19 protein-coding genes are annotated in these 18,969 nt (G+C 34.2%); 9 read left to right on the plus strand and 10 right to left on the minus strand.

Annotated features, from left to right (window positions below; all coding sequences use genetic code 11):
* Positions 1-24: 24 nt before the first annotated feature.
* The 7 genes from recN (at position 25) to GJU43_RS06395 (ending at position 7,511) form a co-directional block, all read left to right on the plus strand.
* Positions 25-1,677, plus strand: coding sequence for a DNA repair protein RecN (gene recN / locus GJU43_RS06365; protein WP_154339953.1), 1,653 nt, complete (start codon positions 25-27; stop codon positions 1,675-1,677).
* Between the two features lie 14 nt (positions 1,678-1,691).
* Positions 1,692-2,213: a hypothetical protein gene (locus GJU43_RS06370; RefSeq protein WP_154339954.1), complete on the plus strand. Its 522-nt coding sequence runs from the start codon at positions 1,692-1,694 to the stop codon at positions 2,211-2,213.
* Between the two features lie 21 nt (positions 2,214-2,234).
* Positions 2,235-3,425, plus strand: a complete 1,191-nt coding sequence (fabV, locus tag GJU43_RS06375; RefSeq protein ID WP_154339955.1) for an enoyl-ACP reductase FabV — start codon at positions 2,235-2,237, stop codon at positions 3,423-3,425.
* Positions 3,426-3,548: 123 nt separating this feature from the next.
* Positions 3,549-4,547: a glycosyltransferase family 2 protein gene (locus GJU43_RS06380; protein WP_154339956.1), complete on the plus strand. Its 999-nt coding sequence runs from the start codon at positions 3,549-3,551 to the stop codon at positions 4,545-4,547.
* A 1-nt stretch (position 4,548) separates the two neighbouring features.
* Positions 4,549-5,145, plus strand: a complete 597-nt coding sequence (gene coaE, locus GJU43_RS06385; RefSeq protein WP_154339957.1) for a dephospho-CoA kinase — start codon at positions 4,549-4,551, stop codon at positions 5,143-5,145.
* A 59-nt stretch (positions 5,146-5,204) separates the two neighbouring features.
* Complete coding sequence (locus tag GJU43_RS06390; RefSeq protein ID WP_154339958.1) at positions 5,205-6,791, plus strand: sensor histidine kinase KdpD; 1,587 nt, start codon at positions 5,205-5,207, stop codon at positions 6,789-6,791.
* 3 nt (positions 6,792-6,794) lie between these two features.
* On the plus strand, positions 6,795-7,511 hold the full coding sequence (locus tag GJU43_RS06395) for a response regulator transcription factor (RefSeq protein WP_127337492.1): 717 nt from the start codon (positions 6,795-6,797) through the stop codon (positions 7,509-7,511).
* Between the two features lie 75 nt (positions 7,512-7,586).
* Here the strand turns inward: GJU43_RS06395 and GJU43_RS06400 are convergent, their stop codons facing one another.
* The 8 genes from GJU43_RS06400 to GJU43_RS06435 all read right to left on the minus strand — a co-directional run bounded on the left by GJU43_RS06400 (position 7,587) and on the right by GJU43_RS06435 (position 15,416).
* Positions 7,587-8,327 (minus strand): acyl-[acyl-carrier-protein] thioesterase, encoded by a 741-nt coding sequence (locus GJU43_RS06400; RefSeq protein ID WP_154339959.1) that lies wholly within the window; start codon positions 8,325-8,327, stop codon positions 7,587-7,589.
* Positions 8,328-8,403: 76 nt separating this feature from the next.
* Positions 8,404-9,324 (minus strand): tRNA (adenosine(37)-N6)-dimethylallyltransferase MiaA, encoded by a 921-nt coding sequence (gene miaA / locus GJU43_RS06405; protein WP_154339960.1) that lies wholly within the window; start codon positions 9,322-9,324, stop codon positions 8,404-8,406.
* A gap of 146 nt (positions 9,325-9,470) precedes the next feature.
* Positions 9,471-10,316, minus strand: a complete 846-nt coding sequence (locus GJU43_RS06410) for an ion transporter (protein ID WP_154339961.1) — start codon at positions 10,314-10,316, stop codon at positions 9,471-9,473.
* 30 nt (positions 10,317-10,346) lie between these two features.
* Positions 10,347-11,708 carry an exonuclease domain-containing protein gene (locus GJU43_RS06415; RefSeq protein ID WP_154339962.1) on the minus strand — a complete coding sequence of 454 codons (1,362 nt, stop codon included), beginning with the start codon at positions 11,706-11,708 and terminating at the stop codon, positions 10,347-10,349.
* Positions 11,709-11,799: 91 nt separating this feature from the next.
* Positions 11,800-12,471, minus strand: a complete 672-nt coding sequence (locus GJU43_RS06420) for a YggS family pyridoxal phosphate-dependent enzyme (protein ID WP_154339963.1) — start codon at positions 12,469-12,471, stop codon at positions 11,800-11,802.
* Positions 12,472-12,484: 13 nt separating this feature from the next.
* The gene (locus GJU43_RS06425) at positions 12,485-13,378 is read right to left on the minus strand and encodes a 3-hydroxyacyl-CoA dehydrogenase family protein (RefSeq protein ID WP_154339964.1); all 894 of its coding nucleotides are present in this window, start codon (positions 13,376-13,378) and stop codon (positions 12,485-12,487) included.
* A gap of 92 nt (positions 13,379-13,470) precedes the next feature.
* The gene (locus GJU43_RS06430; protein WP_154339965.1) at positions 13,471-14,436 is read right to left on the minus strand and encodes a Gfo/Idh/MocA family protein; all 966 of its coding nucleotides are present in this window, start codon (positions 14,434-14,436) and stop codon (positions 13,471-13,473) included.
* A gap of 122 nt (positions 14,437-14,558) precedes the next feature.
* Complete coding sequence (locus GJU43_RS06435) at positions 14,559-15,416, minus strand: RDD family protein (protein WP_195760026.1); 858 nt, start codon at positions 15,414-15,416, stop codon at positions 14,559-14,561.
* A gap of 267 nt (positions 15,417-15,683) precedes the next feature.
* Here GJU43_RS06435 and GJU43_RS06440 point away from each other — a divergent pair, with 267 nt between their 5' ends.
* Complete coding sequence (locus tag GJU43_RS06440; protein ID WP_154339967.1) at positions 15,684-16,325, plus strand: protein-L-isoaspartate(D-aspartate) O-methyltransferase; 642 nt, start codon at positions 15,684-15,686, stop codon at positions 16,323-16,325.
* Positions 16,326-16,384: 59 nt separating this feature from the next.
* Here the strand turns inward: GJU43_RS06440 and GJU43_RS06445 are convergent, their stop codons facing one another.
* Together GJU43_RS06445 and smpB are read right to left on the minus strand one after the other, a co-directional pair.
* Entirely contained in the window at positions 16,385-17,434 is a 1,050-nt protein-coding gene (locus GJU43_RS06445; protein ID WP_154339968.1) for a Fic family protein, read from the minus strand.
* 228 nt (positions 17,435-17,662) lie between these two features.
* Positions 17,663-18,118: an SsrA-binding protein SmpB gene (gene smpB / locus GJU43_RS06450; protein ID WP_047776350.1), complete on the minus strand. Its 456-nt coding sequence runs from the start codon at positions 18,116-18,118 to the stop codon at positions 17,663-17,665.
* 138 nt (positions 18,119-18,256) lie between these two features.
* Between smpB and GJU43_RS06455 the strand changes: the two genes are divergently transcribed.
* Positions 18,257-18,895, plus strand: a complete 639-nt coding sequence (locus GJU43_RS06455; protein ID WP_154339969.1) for an outer membrane beta-barrel protein — start codon at positions 18,257-18,259, stop codon at positions 18,893-18,895.
* Positions 18,896-18,969 lie beyond the last annotated feature (74 nt).

Raw genomic sequence — 18,969 nt, forward strand, 5'->3', positions numbered from 1 at the left:
CTTTTATATTTATATATTTTTCTTATGATTACTTCACTGTCAATTAAAAATTACGCTCTGATTGAAAAGCTTGCTATTGATTTTTCAAAAGGTTTTTCTATAATTACAGGTGAAACAGGTGCTGGTAAATCTATAATTTTAGGCGCATTAGGTATGGTTTTAGGAAAAAGAGCCGACCTGACTTCATTGAAAAATAAAGAAGAAAAATGCGTTATCGAGGCACAATTTGAAATTTCGAAATACAATTTAAAAGAATTTTTCGAAGCAAATGACCTCGATTATGAAGATGAAACAATTATCAGACGCGAAATTTTACCTTCGGGAAAATCACGTGCCTTTATTAATGACAGTCCCGTAAACCTTCAGGAACTGCAGGATTTGAGTTTGTTTTTGATTGATATTCATTCACAGCAGCAGACTCAGGAACTTTCAGATGAAAGTGTTCAGTTTAAAATAATTGATGCAATTGCCAACAATTCAGATAGTATAAGTTCCTATCAGAAACTTCTAAAAACGTATAAATCAGAAAAATCAAAGCTGAATGCCTTACTGAAAAAACAAAGTGATTCAGGTAAAGAACAGGAATACAATACTTTTCTGTTGAATGAACTGGTGGCAGCAAAACTGAAACCCGGAGAACAGGAAGAACTGGAAGCTGATTTTGAGAAGCTGAATAATGTTGAAATTATAAAAGAAGCAATTGATAAATCTCTGGTGATTACGAATGAAGAACAATTTGGCGTTTTTCACAATCTGAATGAAATTAAAGCCTCATTGCAAAAAATCGCTCTTTTTTCGCCCGAATATCAGAGTTTATTCGAAAGAATTACAAGTGTGGCCATAGAAGTAGATGATGTTTCTAAAGAATTGCAAAATGCTTCGGAAAAATTATTAAACGATCCTGAAAAGTTAGAACTGACGAATCAGAAATTGCAGTTAATTTATAACCTTCAGAAGAAACATCAGGTAACTTCTGTAGAAGACTTGCTTCAAATTCAGGCCAATTTGGAAAGTGCAGTGGTCGAATTAGGAAATATCGAAGAAGAAATTGCGGTTTTGTCGCAGTCAATAGAACAAAAAACACAGGAATTGGCTGCTTTTTCGGCAACTATTCATCAAAATAGGGAAAAGGCTATTCCGGTTTTATCCAATCAGTTAGTTTCGATCCTGGAAACCTTAGGCATGCCAAATGTTCGTTTCAATATGGAATTGCTGCCGTCTGAAACGTATTTTCAAAACGGAAAAGACGAATTGCAGTTTTTGTTTTCAGCCAATAAAGGAACTGACTTCGGATTGCTCAAGAAAGTGGCTTCCGGAGGAGAGATGTCCCGTATTATGCTGGCTGTAAAAGCAATATTGGCAAAATACTCCAAATTACCGACTTTAATTTTTGATGAAATTGATACCGGGGTTTCAGGTGAAATTGCCATTAGAATGGGAGAAATTATGAAAGAAATGAGTGCTACCATGCAGATATTTGCCATTACGCATTTACCGCAAATTGCCGCGAAAGGCGACTCTCATTTCAAGGTGTTCAAATCTACGGTTGATGAGGATACACAATCAGAATTGAAACTATTAAGCCAGGAAGAAAGAGTGACAGAAATTGCGCAGATGCTTTCCGGTGCCAACATTTCGGATTCGGCATTAAATCATGCAAAAGAATTATTAAATTAAGAATACGTTTAAAGATGGAAAGCCTGAGTTTTTACGAAAATCAATTTATTAAAGCAGATTCCCTAATATCTGACGGAAATATAGCTGACGGAAAAGAACTGCTGGAGGAAATACTGGCTCAATATCCCGACTTTGGCAAAGCTCATAACCATTTGGGATGGATTTATTATAATAAGCTAAGTAACCATGATAGAGGGATTTATCACTATAAACTGGCGATGAAATTTGAGCCGAAATATCCACCGCCGTACATCAACTATACGTATTTGCTCATAGATATTGGCCGTTATGCAGAAGCAAAAGAGCATATCAAAAATACCATGCAAAATCTTGAAAACTTTGATTATTCGACCTACAACAGCGAATTGGGAAGAATGGCGGAGTATGAAAATGAGTACACCGCAGCTTATAATTATTATAAACTAGCGAAGAAAAATGCCTTAAACCCAAACTTTATAGACAATATGAACGCTAACATGAAAAGGGTTAAAGATAAAATGTCTATTTTTGAAAAATTAAAACTGAAACTGAATTAATACAATAAAAATAATTGCAAGATGATTATAGAACCTAGAATGAGAGGATTTATTTGTTTGACGTCTCACCCAAAAGGATGCGAGCAAAACGTAAAAAATCAAATAGAATATATAAAATCAAAAGGTCCGATCGCCGGAGCAAAAAAAGTACTGGTTATTGGTGCTTCAACAGGTTTCGGACTGGCTTCAAGAATTACGAGTGCTTTTGGATCCGATGCTGCGACAATAGGAGTATTTTTTGAAAAACCGCCGGTGGAAGGAAAAACAGCTTCACCGGGATGGTACAATTCTGCAGCTTTTGAAACTGAAGCTCATAAAGCAGGTTTGTATGCAAAAAGTATCAACGGAGATGCTTTTTCAAACGAAATAAAAAGACAAACGTTAGATTTAATAAAAGCAGACTTAGGGCAGGTTGATCTTGTCATTTACAGTTTAGCATCACCAGTGCGTTTACACCCTGTAACAGGAGTAACACACCGTTCTGTTTTGAAACCAATCGGACAGACTTTTACAAACAAGACAGTTGATTTTCATACCGGAAACGTTACGGAAGTTTCTATCGCGCCGGCTAATGACGAAGATATCACCAATACTGTCGCAGTAATGGGGGGTGAAGACTGGGCGATGTGGATGGATGCTTTAAAAGAGGAGAATTTATTAGCAGAAGGAGCTACAACAGTGGCGTATTCTTATATCGGGCCTTCATTGACAGAGGCAGTTTACCGTAAAGGAACAATTGGCCGTGCAAAAGATGATTTGGAAGCTACGGCATTTTCTATCACAGACAGTTTAAAATCAGTAGGCGGAAAAGCATATGTATCCGTGAATAAAGCTTTGGTTACCCAGGCAAGTTCTGCAATTCCGGTTATTCCGTTATATATTTCTCTTTTGTACAAAATCATGAAAGAAGAAGGAATTCACGAAGGCTGTATTGAACAAATCCAGCGTTTGTTTCAGGACAGATTGTACAATGGATCAGAAGTTCCCGTAGATGATAAAGGAAGAATCAGAATTGATGACTGGGAAATGCGCGAAGATGTTCAGGCTAAGGTAGCGAAGCTTTGGCAGGAAGCCACTACCGAATCTTTACCGGGAATCGGAGATTTAGCAGGATACAGAAATGATTTCTTGAATTTATTCGGATTTGAATTTGCAGGAGTGGACTACAAAGCAGAAGCAAATGAAGTAGTTGAAATTGAAAGTATAAAATAAATTAGAGATTACCATAAATAAAAACCATCAGCCAAAAGTTGATGGTTTTTTTGTGAATATACCATATCTTTGTTAAAATTTTTCCGTTTAAATAATTACTACTTTAATACCTCATATTCCATTATGATTTTTTCTTTAATTATACCCGTGTATAATCGACCAGATGAAGTTGATGAACTTTTAGAAAGTTTGACCCAATCTGATTATAATGAAGCTTTTGAAATTGTTCTTATAGAAGATGGTTCTTCAATACCATGCAAAGATGTGGTGATGACGTACCAGGGAAAGCTGAATATTTCCTATTATTTCAAAGAAAATTCAGGACCGGGAGCCTCAAGAAATTTTGGAATGCAAAAAGCGAGGGGGGATTATTTTATCATTTTTGATTCGGATTGTATTATTCCGTCCAATTATCTGACTGAAGTCCGAAAAGAATTAAATGCCAATTATGTAGATTGTTTTGGGGGGCCTGATAAGGCACTCAAAAGCTTTTCAGATATTCAGAAAGCGATCAACTTTGCCATGACTTCATTTCTTACAACCGGCGGTATCCGCGGCGGTTCTGAAAAAATCAATAAATTTCAGCCGCGCAGTTTTAATATGGGGATTTCAAAGAAAGCTTTTGAAATGTCAAAAGGTTTTGGAAATATTCATCCGGGAGAAGATCCGGATCTGTCCATCCGTTTATGGAATTTAGGTTTTGAAACCAGATTGTTTCCGGAAGCATTCGTGTATCATAAACGTCGTATAGACTGGGGTAAATTTTCCATTCAGGTTCATAAATTCGGAATTGCAAGACCTATTTTAAATAGTTGGTATCCGGAACATAGTAAAATCACTTTTTTCTTTCCTACTTTCTTTATCTTGGGGTTATTAATAGCTTTTTTATTGTTAATATTTAATATTGATCTTTTTTTACAATTATATTTTGTATATTTCGGTGTAATTTTTCTTACATCCAGCGTTCAGAATAAAAGTGTCAAAATTGGAGCACTTTCAGTAGTAGCAGTCTGGAAACAGTTTTATGGGTATGGAACCGGGTTTTTGGAATCTTTTGTAAAAATTATTCTTTTAAAGAAAAAACCGCAAGAAGCTTTTCCCCGTATGTTTTTTAAAGTATAATATGACAAAAGTTATTGGTTTAACAGGTGGAATTGGAAGTGGTAAAACAACCATCGCCCATTATTTTGAGGAAATGGGAGTTCCTGTTTACATCGCTGATGACGGTGCCAAAAGAGTCATGCAGTCGGAGAATATTATAAAAGAAATAAAAAAAACTTTTGGAGAAGTAATTTTCGAAAATAATATTTTAGACAGGGCTAAACTGGCTGAGATCGTATTTAAAGATAAAGATAAATTAAACGAGTTAAATGCTATAGTTCATCCGGCTGTTAAAGAAGATTTCGAGGCATGGTTATTGAAACATGAAAACTGCCAGTATATAATCTACGAAGCCGCAATTTTGTTTGAAAGCGGGCGTTATAAAGAATGTGATCTTGTCATAACGGTCACTGCTCCGGAAGAAGTAAGAATTGAAAGAGTTTTAAAGCGTGATAATACCACAAGAGAGCAGGTTTTAAACCGTATGAAAATGCAATGGAATGATGAAAAACGTATTTCCGGAAGCAATTTTGTAATAAATAACGATAATCTTAAAAAAGCTAAAGAAGAAGTTGTTAAAATTCTTAAAATTTTAAATATAAAACAAAATCGGTCTTAAATGTTAATATTTGGTTAATGTATTATTTAGTATATTGTTAAAATATTAATTTTGTTGCGATGAATAAATTATTTTTTAGAATACTTGTTTTGCTCATGAGTCTGTCCTTAATAGGGATAATTCTGGTTCAGGTATATTGGTTCAACTCTTCATTTAAAAATAATGATGAGCAGTTTAAATACCACGTAACTCAGGTAATTGGAAATGTTGCTGATAAATTAGAGCAACAGGAAGAGTATAGTTTTTATGATAAATACAATCGTATAAAAGACAGTACCGGTAAAACTCCAAAAAAAGAAGATCTATTAGAAGTTCTCTATGTTCAGAGAAATACAAAAACAAATAAAACTATTGTATATTCTAATACACTTACATCTGAAGATTACGATATAAACGGTTCACTATTTAATAAAAAGTTTAGTAGCGAAAGATTTAAAAATTTTAGTTCAAAAAGAGTAACTGAAGTTTATAATAACAACATCGGAATCGATAATAATAATTTAGGACAAAGTATTATTCCGGATTTAAGAATTGAAAAATCAGGTAGTTTAGATATTTTAAATAAAGTACAGCAGCAAATTCAGTATAAAGATATTGCTTCGCTGACGCCTATAGAAGGAAGGATTACAAAAGACAAGCTGCAAAAACTTTTAAAGAAAGAATTAGAAGAATATGGTGTAAAAACCAAGTTTGAGTACGGTGTACTTAACAGCGGTCTTGCGACAAAAGTAAAATCGGATGGTTTTCATTATGATAAAGATGCAAGCTATCATGTGCCAATATATACAGATAACGAAGGAAATAGTAAATATGAGTTATTTATAACTTTCCCTCACAAAAAGAAATTTTTGTTGTCTGAATTGTTAAGTATTACAATACTGTCTATAATTTTTACATTAATTATAATAGTTGCCTACACCAGTGCGTTGAATCAATTATTACGTCAAAAGCATATTTCTGAGATTAAAACAGATTTTATAAATAATATGACGCACGAGTTTAAAACTCCAATTGCGACCATAAATTTAGCACTTGATGCCATTAAAAATCCTAAAATTATTGAAGATAAAGAGAAAGTTTTTCGCTATCTTCAAATGATAAGAGATGAAAATAAAAGGATGCATGCCCAGGTGGAAAACGTTCTTCGGATTTCTAAATTAGAAAAAAAAGAATTAGATATTACAAAAGAACCTACTGTAATTCATGATATAATTGATGATGCAATTGAGCACGTAAATTTAATTTTAGAAGACAGGCAGGGAACTGTGGTAAAGCATTTTAATGCTGCAAGAACAACCTGTCTTATTAATGAAGTGCATTTTACAAACGTATTGGTTAATATTTTAGAAAATGCCATAAAATATTCGCCGGATATTCCTGAAATTGAAATTTTTACAGAAAATGTTAAAGACATGATTCTGATAAAAGTAAAAGACAACGGGCTAGGTATGAGTAAGGTAGCCCAGAAAAGAGTTTTTGAGAAATTTTACAGGGAACATACCGGAGATTTGCATAATGTAAAAGGACATGGTTTGGGGCTTGCTTACGTAAAAAGAATAGTAGAAGACCATAATGGTCAAGTATATGTTGAAAGCGAAAAAGGAAAAGGTAGCACCTTTATAATAAAAATACCATTAATAAATTAAAATATGGAAAATAATAACAAAAGAATACTTTTAGTAGAAGATGACCTTAATTTCGGGGCAGTTCTTAAAGATTATCTAATGTTAAATGACTTTGAAGTTACTTTAGCTAAAAACGGTATGGAAGGTTTCGAGAAATTCAAGAAGGATGTGTATGATTTATGTATTCTTGACGTAATGATGCCTTATAAAGATGGTTATACTTTAGCCAAAGAAATTAGAGAAAAGAACAGTGAAGTGCCTATTATATTTTTAACAGCAAAATCAATGAAAGAGGATGTGTTAAAAGGTTATAAAGCCGGAGCTGATGATTATTTGAATAAACCTTTTGATTCAGAAGTGTTATTAATGAAAATCAAAGCAATTATTCAGAGAAAATCTGCCGATACAAAAGCAGAACAAGTACAGTTTGAATTTAACATCGGAAAATTCCATTTAAATTCTAAACTTAGGTTTTTAACTTTTGAAAACGATGAAGCAATAAAATTATCTCCAAAAGAAAATGAATTGCTTAAAATGTTGATTCTTCATGAAAATGATTTAATGCCAAGAGAATTAGCATTGACTAAAATCTGGAGAGATGACAACTACTTTACTTCAAGAAGTATGGACGTTTACATCGCTAAATTGAGAAAATATCTAAAATCTGATGAAGATGTAGAGATCTTAAACATTCACGGAGAAGGTTTCAGATTAGTGGTAAAAAGCAAAATTGCTGAATAATAATTCACCTGATAAAAAGTAAAAGCTCTGAGACATCAGAGCTTTTTTTATGAATTCAATTTTCTGGTATATGATTTATTTCCAGTTAAGCTGTAAAGCGAAACATGTTTTGTCTTCTTTGGTTATGCTAAAAGTAGAATCAGTTTCAGTTTCACTCTCATGAATGATCACAGCATCATTTAGGGATAACTCCTTCATGAAATTCATTTCAAAACTGGCAATTTTCTGACTTAGTATTTTTTTGGGATCAACGTGGTCCAGACACCATTCCAGGTATTTTACATTGTTGGCATGATTCACAATATCCAGATCTGATAAATAAACTGTTTTTTCAAAAACAGACTCTTTTTCCGGATTGACATTTATTTTTGAAAAACCTTCTGTTGTAGCCCTATTCTCCGGGAAAAGCTCAAAATGTTCGTAAGGCAGCGCTAAAGCTTCAGGACGACGCGCTTTGGTATTGAATACGGCCCAGAATGTTTCGCTTCCAATAATCTTTTTTCCATTTACATACATTTCAAGCGCACGAACAGATCGCGAGTTCTCAAGACTGTTGATCCATGTTTTTACCGTTACAATATCCTGCCATTTAGGCAAAGCGCTTACTTCTACACGCATTCTGCTTAAAACCCAGGCCTGATTAAATTCCTGCATATCGGCGAAACTAATTCCTCCCACCTCTGAATGTGCGGCAGCCGTTAGTTGTAAAAGGTTACACAAATCGGTATATTTTAAATAACCGTTTGGTGTGCATTGCGTAAAATTAATTTCCCAGTCTTTGCTTAAAACGGATGTGAAATTTGGAGATATTGGCATTTTGTAATTTTAAATTGTTGATTTTAGATTTGATTTAAAGAATAGAATAAAGAGCATAGAGCATAGATTTTTATTTTTACTTTAGGAACGTTTCTACGTATGCTATAATTTGTTTTCTGTCTGTGGCGTAATCAAACCATTTGGTGTTTTCGTTTCGTTTGAACCAGGTTAATTGTCTTTTTGAAAATCTTCTGGTGTTTTTTTTGATTTCTTCTATAGCAAAAGGTAATGTAAATTCGCCATCAAAATAACTAAATAATTCTCTGTAACCTACCGTCTGGAGTGCATTTAACGCTTTATCAGGGTATAATCTTTTTGCTTCCTCGAGTAAACCGTGGTCCATCATTATATCAACCCGTTGATTAATTCTGTTGTAAATAACTTGCCTTTCAGCATCTAAACCAATTAAAACAGGAGTGAAGTTGCGGTTGTTTTTCTTTTGATTCAGAAAAGAAGAATAAGGCTTTCCGGTTCCAATACAGACTTCTGTAAAACGCATCATTCGTTGCGGGTTTTGTAAAGTTTGCGGATTTTCTAACGTGATTTTTTGATAATATTCGGGATCTAATTCCTTGAGTTTTTCCTGTAGGTAGTTTATTCCGAGTTTTTCGTAATTTGAATTTACTTCGGAACGAACTTCCGGATTGATTTCAGGAAACTCGTCAAAACCTTTTAAAATAGCATCAACATATAAACCTGAACCTCCGATAAGAATGACATAATCATTCGTTTGAAAAAGAGTTTCAATTTTCGCTAAAGCCTCTTTTTCGTAATCGCCAACGGTATAATTTTCGAATATTGATTTGTTCTGAATAAAATGGTGTTGGGCAGCTTGTAATTCTTCCTGATTCGGAACTGCTGTGCCGATGGTCATTTCTTTAAAAAACTGACGGCTGTCACACGAAACAATTTCGCATTTAAAATGTTGTGCCAGAGCAATACTTAAGGCAGTTTTGCCTATAGCTGTTGGTCCGACAATGGTAATTAAGTATTTCATATTTTTTTAGCCCAGATGGAAATGGAAACCCCGGAGTTATAATTGTTTGTTTTTTTGGTATAAATGAGCGACCGGCGGAAGCTCTTTTTATGCCTTTAAAAAACAACAAGTATAACGAGGAGTTGCAGTGTACAGCTGGATTGGCTTCATAAATTATTTTTTGGTAATTCTGTTCCGCATTCATGGCAATATTTTGCGCTGTCAAAGTGTACTTGTGCATTGCATTTGCGACAGCTATTTTTTGTACTGACTGAATTGTTTCGAAGGCTGTTTTTTGCAAATTCGGCAGTAACAATTCCCGTAGGAACGGCTATAATTCCGTATCCCATAATCATTACCAAGGATGCTAAAAACTGGCCTAAAGGCGTTGCCGGTGATATGTCTCCGTAACCTACGGTTGTAAGGGTTACAATGGCCCAGTAAATACCTGCGGGAATACTTGTAAAACCACTTTCTTTGCCTTCCACGACATACATCAATGCGCCGATAATTACGGCACTAATCATAACAAAATAGATAAAGACCAGAATTTTTTCTTTACTGGCTTGCAGTGCTTCCTTTAATTGATACGACTGATGCGAAATTTGTGGAATGTGCAGAATTTTGAAAAGCCTGAAGAAACGCAAAACTCGTACGATGGTCAGAACATTGGTTGCCGGAAAAAAAATCGAAAGATACATAGGCAGTATGGCCAGCAAGTCGATAATTCCATAAAAACTAAAGACGTATTTCAGTGGTTTTTGGATAGAGAGAATTCGAAGGAGATATTCAATTGTAAAGAAAATAGTAATCACCCATTCGCAAATCAGCAGCTGTGAATGGTATTTGAGATTTATTCCTTCGACGGTATCGAGCATTACCAGAATAACACTCAGGAGTATTAATCCAAGAAGCACTAAATCGAACATACGCCCTAAAATAGTGTTTGTTCCGTAAAGAACGATTTTTATTTTTTCTCTGAAAACCTCGTATTTTGATTTGTTTTTTGTCATCCCTACGAAGATACGTAAAGTTTGTAAGTATTAAAAATGAAGAATTTTCAGCGATTTGCTTTTACGGATATAACTTTGGATGATATTTTTTACATCTCTGTTATTTTGCATCGGAATAAGAATGTTTTTAAGGATTTCAATGTTTGTGATTTGATAATTCAAATCATAATAGGCATATCCTTTATAAATTCCGTTTTCGATTAAGACAGCACTTCGTTCATTTATGTTTCTGCCTCTGTCGATCAGAATCATGCTTTTGTTCTCAAAACTGTTTTCAGAAATGAATTCCTGTACTCTGGCATTGTATATTTCCGGAGTTATTTCACCAATGCAGGCGCCATCACATTCTTTTATTTTATATTGAAAACACTCTTTTTTAGAAACATACAATCCGGTTAGTTTTTGGCATAAATGGTATTTTGCGGTATGTTTGAAAAGAGCATTTTTGGCTTCCTGTAAGCTGGCGTAAGAGGTGATTTCTTTTTTACGGCCGTCTGCTTTCTCCAGTTTTAGATTCAGATAGCCATTGCTGTCTTTTTCAGTGTATAAAGCATATGGGAAAATGGTTTTTCGCTGGGAACGATTGTATCTCGGCCTGTTTATTTTTACTTCTTCGCTTTCCTTTAGCAGGGCAATTAATTCGCTTCCGGTTTCATCGTAAGTAATTGTGAAAACTTCGGCCTGAATTTTTTTGCTTTTCGTTGTAATTCCTGTAAAATGCTGATTGACCCTTTTTTTGATGTTTTGGCTTTTGCCGATATAAATTAGGGTTCCACTTTGATTATGAATGTAATAAACTCCGGTTTTTGTTGGCATTTGCGATAAAAGATCCAGGAATTTCGGGGCAATTCCTTTTTCAACTTCCAGTTTTATGAAATCTTTTACGATGGTTTTTTCTAAATCTTTTTCCAGTAGCATTTTGAATAACTTCGTCGTTGCCATAGCGTCACCACTGGCGCGATGTCTGTCTGCCATAGGGATTCCAAGTGCACGGACTAATTTTCCTAAACTGTAAGAAGGCTGCTCCGGAATTAATTTTTTGGCCAGTTCAACAGTACAGAGTGTTCTGGCTTCAAAATCATATCCCAAACGTCTGAATTCAGTACGTAAGATCCGGTAATCAAAAGAAGCGTTGTGTGCTACAATAATACAATCCGAAGTGATTTCGATAATTCTTTTGGCTACCTCGAAGAATTTAGGGGCAGAACGAAGCATAGCATTGTTTATCCCGGTTAATTTCACCACGAATGGCTGAATCGGAATTTCAGGGTTGACAAGGCTAATGAACTGGTCAATTACTTCATGGCCATCAAATTTATAAATGGCGATTTCGGTAATTCCTTCTTCATTAAACTGGCCTCCGGTAGTTTCTATGTCTAGTATTGCGTACAAATTCAGTGTTCAGTATTCAGTGTCAGTATTCAGTTTGTTGTAGAGAAACACAGCAGTGTGTCTTACGATAGATAATTATGTAATGAAATTATTAGCGACTTCCAAAAATGCTGCTTCCAATACGGACCATGGTGCTTCCGCATTCAATGGCAAGTTGGTAATCGCCGGACATTCCCATGGAAATAGTAGAGACGTACTGCAGTGCGTCTTTACCATATCCCTCACTATTTTTTAATGAGTCAAAAATAGACTTTAAATGTGTAAATTCTTTTTTAATCTGGTTTTGGTCTTCTGTAAATGTTGCCATGCCCATTAATCCTAAGATACGAATATTTTTCATCTCTTTGAATTCTGGCGAAGATAAAAGTAAATTCAATTCGTTTTCATCCAAACCAAATTTAGTTTCTTCTTCAGCAATATGTATTTGAAGCAGACAATCGATAATTCTATTGTTTTTTAATGCCTGTTTGTTGATTTCCTGCAATAATTTCAGACTGTCAACCCCATGAATCAAACTTACAAACGGAGCCATAAATTTGACCTTATTCGTTTGTACATGGCCAATCATATGCCATTGAATATCTTTTGGCATTTGTTCGTGTTTATCGGCCATTTCCTGGATTTTGTTTTCTCCAAAAATGCGCTGACCGTTTTCGTAAGCCTCCATTAAATCGGCTACAGGCTTTGTTTTGGAAACGGCCACTAAAGTTACGTTTTCCGGCAAAGAAGCTTTAATAGAATCTAAATTTGATGCGATTGACATGCTTTTTTCTTTTTTATGAAAGGATAAATTGCTTAGCGATTTTCTCTGCCTTTTTACTTTCACTGTAATCATAAAAACCTTCTCCGGATTTTACGCCTAATTTGCCTGCTCTTACCATATTTACTAATAACGGACAAGGAGCATATTTAGGATTTTTGAAACCTTCGTACATTACGTTCAAAATAGCCAGACAAACATCAAGGCCAATAAAATCAGCTAATTGAAGCGGTCCCATTGGGTGTCCCATTCCTAATTTCATTACCGTGTCAATTTCGTAAACACCGGCCACTTTATTGTATAACGTTTCAATGGCCTCGTTTAGCATAGGCATCAGAATTCTGTTGGCCACAAAACCAGGATAATCGTTTACTTCAACAGGAGTTTTACCCAATTTCTCAGATAAATCCATAATGGTTTTTGTTACTTCATCGCTGGTATTGTATCCGCGGATGATTTCTACCAATTTCATAATCGGCACCGGATTCATAAAATGCATTCCGATTACTCTTTCCGGATGTGCCACTACAGCTCCGATTTGTGTGATGGAAATAGAAGAAGTATTCGTTGCTAAAATGGTATTATGCGAACAAGCTTCATTTAATTGTTTGAAAATGTTCAATTTTAATTCTACATTTTCTGTGGCAGCTTCCACTACCAAATCAGCGCCAACTACACCATCTTTTATATCGGTATAAGTAATAATATTTGTGATTGTTTTAGCAACGTCTTCGGCAGAAATGGTTCCTTTTGCCAGCATTCGGTCCAGATTGGCGGCAATAGTTGCCATTCCTTTGTCTAATGATTTCTCAGAAACGTCAATTAGTTTTACAACAAAACCACTTTGTGCAAAAGTATGGGCAATTCCGTTACCCATTGTTCCTGCACCAATTACAGCTATAGTTTTCATTTAATTTTGGTATTTAAATTTTAAAAGTTAAGGTTTAAAGCGGGTTTTAAGCCAACTTTAAACCTTAAAAATAAGAGTTCTGTTTTTTTGTATTATTTTTCGAAACAATCTATGATTTGATAAGCTACCCGTAAAGCGTCAGTAGCTTGTTCCAGTGTTACAATTGGCGTAGTGTCGGTATTAATGGCATTTGCGAAGGATTCCAGTTCATCTAAAATGGCATTGTTTTGCTCCACATCAGGATTAGTGAAATAAATCTGTTTTTTAACACCTTCGGCATTTTGCAGGATCATATCAAAATCTCCCGGAACTTCAGGAGCATCTTTCATGCGGACTACTTCACATTTTTTCTCTAAAAAGTCAACCGAAATGTAGGCATCTCTTTGGAAAAAACGGGTTTTACGCATATTTTTCATCGAAATTCTGCTTGCTGTTAAATTAGCGACACATCCATTTTCGAATTCAATTCTGGCATTCGCAATATCCGGTGTTTCACTGATTACCGAAACACCACTCGCATTAATATTTTTTACTTTTGAATTTACAACACTTAAAATCGCATCGATATCGTGAATCATTAAATCTAAAACTACAGGGACATCAGTACCACGCGGATTAAATTCAGCTAAACGATGCGTTTCTATAAACATCGGATTTTCGATCATATTTTTGGTCGCAATAAAAGCCGGATTAAAGCGCTCCACATGACCTACCTGACCTTTTACGTTGTACTCTTTGGCTAAAGCAATAATTTCTTCGGCTTCATCAACAGTATTAGCAATAGGTTTTTCTATAAAAATATGTTTTCCGGATTTGATCGCTACTTTGGCACATTTATAATGTGAAAGCGTTGGCGTTACAATGTCGATTACATCAACAGCGTGAATTAATTTTGCAATAGTGCTGAAGTTTTTATAGCCAAATTCTTTTGAAATTCTTTCGGCATTTTCCTGATTTTCGTCGTAAAATCCAACTAATTCGTACTTGTCAGATTGTTGTAATAAGCGTAAATGTATTTTACCAAGATGACCAGCACCTAAAACTCCCACTTTTAACATGATAATGTATTTTAAACAAAAATATAATTTATTTGTTGAAAGTAAAAGTTAATGCATTAAAGATTTAGCGATTTAATCGTGATATAAGAATCCTCATGAATATATGCTGATGTTTTTTAAATTCAAAAACGATTCCCTTCGGAAAAATTACAAAAATAGACAACCAGCATTATCAGAAAACTAACTGACAAGATTTGTAAATATCTTTTTTCGATCTTAAAATCTCTTTTTTTATTGATTACATAAGTGTTTGAGTAATCGTCGTGTAGATTTTTGCCCATTAAAAAAGATAGGCTTTCCAGTGGAATAAACCTCAATATTGTTCGTTTTAGAATCATGGAAAAGTCAGGTGAATTTCCATCCTCATCTGTTACATAGCAAGCTGTCAGAATTTTTGCAGGTGTATTTTTAAAGATAGATTCAAACATCAGGTAGTATAGAAACTTAATAATGGAAAAGAAAATTAGAATTCCAAATTTAGCTCCAAAAGCTGTTTTTAAATAGCTGAAAAAAGTAGTTAGATGATCGTTTTGTCGTGCGTAGCCAATAAAACCAAAAGCAACAACGATTATAATAAAAGAATCAATAGATAAATTTAAAAACCGCTTGTAATTCGAGGCGTTTTCAAGATTGTTTTCAATCGTCAGGCTGCTATCGTCAATAGTAGCAGAATTTAGATTTTTGGTTATGAAATGGTAGGATATAAAAATGTATAACAATGTAATTGCTATATAAGTAACACCATAAATACTCAGTTTGTCACTATTAAAATAAGCAATAAAAGAAAATATTTTTATTACAGAATCCAGAAAAACTAAACTGTAATTAAAAGCCAGTAATTTGGTTTCTTTATATTTCGAGAAGTAATAAATAATGGCACCTGCAAGAAAAGACAAATAAAAGAATAAATTTATAAGGGCTACAGAGCTGCTTTTGTATGAATATTGACTTGTTCTTTCTGTAACAATAAAAGTATCCATACCTGAATAATGATAAGGCTTGCTGCTAAAAACTATAAAATTTAAAAACTCCGTTAAATTCTGGAAATCAAAAAAAACAAAAAAAAAGGATAAAAAAATGCCCCACAGCGCAAAAAATAAAGACAGAAGAAAGATAGTTTTTTTCATAAAATGTTAACGTTCATTAGCTTTTAAGTTCGTAACCAAAAATAGAAATTAAATGATTAAAAAGTAGTTGACATTTGATAATTTGTTTTCTTATTTTTGCAAAAATAAAACCTACCTATTTTGAAAGATACTGCCAAACATCAAGGGCTTCGTAATCAATTAGTAAGTACTTTAGAACAAAAAGGAATTACTGACAGAGCCGTTCTGGATGCGATAAAAAAAATCCCGAGACACCTTTTTCTTAACTCCAGTTTTGAAGATTATGCTTATCAGGATAAGGCATTTCCTATCGGAGCAGGGCAAACTATTTCACAGCCTTATACGGTAGCTTTTCAGTCCCAGTTATTAGAAGTTAAGAAAGACCATAAAGTTCTTGAAATTGGTACCGGTTCAGGGTATCAGACGGCAGTTTTGTTTATGCTGGGAGCCAAGGTTTACAGTGTTGAAAGACAAAACGAATTGTTTAAGGCCACTTCAAATTTATTTCCAAAATTAAATATTCGTCCCAAACACCTTTCTTTTGGAGATGGTTACAAAGGATTACCGAATCACGCGCCTTTTGACAGTATTATTGTTACAGCAGGAGCTCCGTTTATTCCACAGCCTCTTATGGCACAGTTGAAAATAGGAGGAAGGCTGGTGATTCCGTTAGGGGAAGACGTTCAGATCATGACTTTGCTAATACGTAAAAATGAAACGCAATTTGAAAAACATGAGTTTGGAGAATTCCGATTTGTTCCTTTATTAGAAGATAAAAATTAGATCGTATAAGCACAAAATTTCACTAAATTACATTCGAAGTAAGTTAGTGAAATTTTGTTTTATTGGGCAATAATGCTAATGTATCGTTCTAAATTCTCTTTTTCTACCTGAGCAATAAAAAGTAAAAAATCTTCTTTATTATTTTTGGTTTGTGCGTTTTCCAAACTTTGATAATATTGCATTCGGCTATCATAATCACCTTTTATGTTGGCAATAATATACCCTTTTTGCAATAAAATTAAATTCATAACCAGACGCGAAGTTCGCCCATTTCCATCTATGAAAGGATGAATAGTAACAAGACGTTCATGCATTTCAGCAGCTAAAATAACAGGATGCAATTTGTTCTTATTGATTTCGTACCAAATAAAATAATCTTCCATTGCTTTGCTAACCATATAGGGCTGTGGCGGCATTTGAGAACTTCCTTTTATCATAACCTGAACCTTTCTGTAGCGACCTGCATCTTCCGGGATGATACTGCGAAGAATTAAATTATGAATGGACAAAAGATCACGTTCGTTTAAGGAAATATTTTTCTGCATCAAATCTTTAATAAACCCAATGGCTTCGTTATGATTAATCGCTTCCAGATGTTCCCGCATGCTTTTGCCGGAAATAGTTAAACCTTCGTTGATAACCATATCGGTTTCACGCAAAGTCATTGTGTTTCCTTCTATTCGATTGCTTTCAAAGGTATATTCTAATTCAAGAGCCTGAGTAATTCTATAACTGTCAAATTGGAGATACGTATCTAATTTTGCTTTTAAAAGATCAATCTCTTTTAAAAGATTTTCCAGAGTGGCAGATATTTTTAATTTTGAAACCGTTTTATTGTATTTAATTTCCTGCTCGGCTACCATTAAAGCTTTTAAGGCAAATTCATCATCGCCAATTTCATAAAGAATCTTTTCTTTCAGCCAGGCAATCATCAAAGTTTCATAATCAATTTCTAAAAGTAGAGCGAGTTTAGAAATCTGATCTTTTGTTGGTTTTCTTGCCCCTGATTCAAATTTACTTATTAAAGCCTGGTCAATGCCCAGAATCTGCGCCACTTCACGAGTTTTTAAGCCTTTTTGCTCTCTTGCATTTTTAAGAAGTGTCTTCATTTTTAATTATGCTTTAAATCGTCTTGACAAAATTAGTCATTTTTTTAGATGAAAAAAAAAGTAACATCATAAAAGAAATTACTTTTTTTAAAATTGATTATTTTGATTGAAAGGAAACTTCTTTTCTCATTTCTCTAACAAAATGCTGTATAGTAGTATCTGGGAGTTTAGCCTGGATGTACGTTTAATTAAGAATGCTAGCAATAAAAAGTTGTTTGTAAAAAAAAATTAGTTATAAGCTTTTTTAATTCGGTCCAGATCACGTTTGGTATCCTGTTCTTTAAGGGATTCGCGCTTGTCGTAGTTTTTCTTTCCTTTGCAAAGGCCGATTTGCAGTTTTGCCAGCCCTTTTTCATTGGTAAATAATTTTAAAGGAACAATCGTCAATCCTTTTGCCTGAACATTTTTATGAAGTGTTTTTAATTCTTTTTTGTTCAAAAGCAATTTTCTCTCGCTTCTGGATTTATGGTTGAACTGATTTCCAAACGTATATTCCTCAATGTAGGTATTAATGGCGAAAAGCTCGATACCGCTAAATTCACAAAAACTTTCGGTAATATTTGCTTTTCCCAGACGGATAGATTTGATTTCGGTTCCGGATAAAACAATTCCGGCAGTATAGGTGTCGATTATTTCGTAATCGAAACGCGCTCTTTTATTAAGGATATTGACTGATTTTAGCATAGATGCAAAGGTAAAATAAAAATGAAAAACTTTGAGGAAATTAAAGATAATAATATTTTTTTTAATCTATGACTTTAATCAGTTTAAGGGAAAAATCTTACGATTAAGTTTGTTCTGTAATTTAAAATAAACTTTATCATGAAAAAAATTGTAGCACTGATTAGTATCGCATTAATTAGTTTAACAGCAAAAGCACAGGAAGTAAATCAGGGATTAAAAGGAGCGTGGTTTGCCACATCACAGTTTGGGTACCAGCAAACTAAAACAGCAGATGTAAAAAATACAAGTTTATCGGTATTGCCAATTGTAGGAACGTTTGTTACGCCTTCTGTTGCTATAGGAGCCGGTTTTGGTTATATGAACATAAAATCGGATTCTGACAAAGGAACTGCCGCAAAAACGGATTTAATCGTAATCGAACCATTGGCAAGAAAATACTGGAATGTTGCAGGTTCACTGTATTTCTTCGGTCAGCTGGCAGCACCGGTTATCACAGGAAAAGAAAAGCAAAGTGACTTAAAGGTTACACAGTATGGGGTATCATTATCCGGAGGATTCGACTATTTTGTGACTAAAAACTTCTCTGTAGAATTCTCTTATGACCTGGCTAATTTCACTTCAACAACACTGGATCCGAAAACTGGCGAGAAAACAACAGTAACTAATTTTGGATTGGCGCACGTTGCCAGTGTTGATCCGTTTTATAATAGCGCTTTGGGAGGAAGCAGTCCTAACCTGACTTCACCACTTTCTTTTGGATTTAAATTTATATTCTAAGGGTAATTGATGATATTGGATTCAATTTGCTAATTTTGCAAAAAAAGAAAGACCGTACCTTTTTAGAGTACGGT

It is taken from the genome of Flavobacterium sp. LC2016-23 (genome assembly GCF_009674775.1).
Lineage (GTDB): Bacteria > Bacteroidota > Bacteroidia > Flavobacteriales > Flavobacteriaceae > Flavobacterium.

Excerpts from the sequence above, each read along its gene's own strand:
- GJU43_RS06400 (WP_154339959.1), bottom strand. The coding sequence starts at position 8,327 with ATGCCAATATCTCCAAATTTCACATCCGTTTTAAGCAAAGACTGGGAA.
- GJU43_RS06370 (WP_154339954.1), top strand. The coding sequence starts at position 1,692 with ATGGAAAGCCTGAGTTTTTACGAAAATCAATTTATTAAAGCAGATTCC.
- GJU43_RS06410 (WP_154339961.1), bottom strand. The coding sequence starts at position 10,316 with ATGACAAAAAACAAATCAAAATACGAGGTTTTCAGAGAAAAAATAAAA.
- GJU43_RS06430 (WP_154339965.1), bottom strand. The coding sequence starts at position 14,436 with ATGTTAAAAGTGGGAGTTTTAGGTGCTGGTCATCTTGGTAAAATACAT.
- coaE (WP_154339957.1), top strand. The coding sequence starts at position 4,549 with ATGACAAAAGTTATTGGTTTAACAGGTGGAATTGGAAGTGGTAAAACA.
- GJU43_RS06435 (WP_195760026.1), bottom strand. The coding sequence starts at position 15,416 with ATGGATACTTTTATTGTTACAGAAAGAACAAGTCAATATTCATACAAA.
- GJU43_RS06425 (WP_154339964.1), bottom strand. The coding sequence starts at position 13,378 with ATGAAAACTATAGCTGTAATTGGTGCAGGAACAATGGGTAACGGAATT.
- GJU43_RS06390 (WP_154339958.1), top strand. The coding sequence starts at position 5,205 with ATGAATAAATTATTTTTTAGAATACTTGTTTTGCTCATGAGTCTGTCC.
- fabV (WP_154339955.1), top strand. The coding sequence starts at position 2,235 with ATGATTATAGAACCTAGAATGAGAGGATTTATTTGTTTGACGTCTCAC.
- miaA (WP_154339960.1), bottom strand. The coding sequence starts at position 9,324 with ATGAAATACTTAATTACCATTGTCGGACCAACAGCTATAGGCAAAACT.
- GJU43_RS06420 (WP_154339963.1), bottom strand. The coding sequence starts at position 12,471 with ATGTCAATCGCATCAAATTTAGATTCTATTAAAGCTTCTTTGCCGGAA.
- GJU43_RS06455 (WP_154339969.1), top strand. The coding sequence starts at position 18,257 with ATGAAAAAAATTGTAGCACTGATTAGTATCGCATTAATTAGTTTAACA.
- recN (WP_154339953.1), top strand. The coding sequence starts at position 25 with ATGATTACTTCACTGTCAATTAAAAATTACGCTCTGATTGAAAAGCTT.
- GJU43_RS06445 (WP_154339968.1), bottom strand. The coding sequence starts at position 17,434 with ATGAAGACACTTCTTAAAAATGCAAGAGAGCAAAAAGGCTTAAAAACT.
- GJU43_RS06380 (WP_154339956.1), top strand. The coding sequence starts at position 3,549 with ATGATTTTTTCTTTAATTATACCCGTGTATAATCGACCAGATGAAGTT.
- smpB (WP_047776350.1), bottom strand. The coding sequence starts at position 18,118 with ATGCTAAAATCAGTCAATATCCTTAATAAAAGAGCGCGTTTCGATTAC.
- GJU43_RS06395 (WP_127337492.1), top strand. The coding sequence starts at position 6,795 with ATGGAAAATAATAACAAAAGAATACTTTTAGTAGAAGATGACCTTAAT.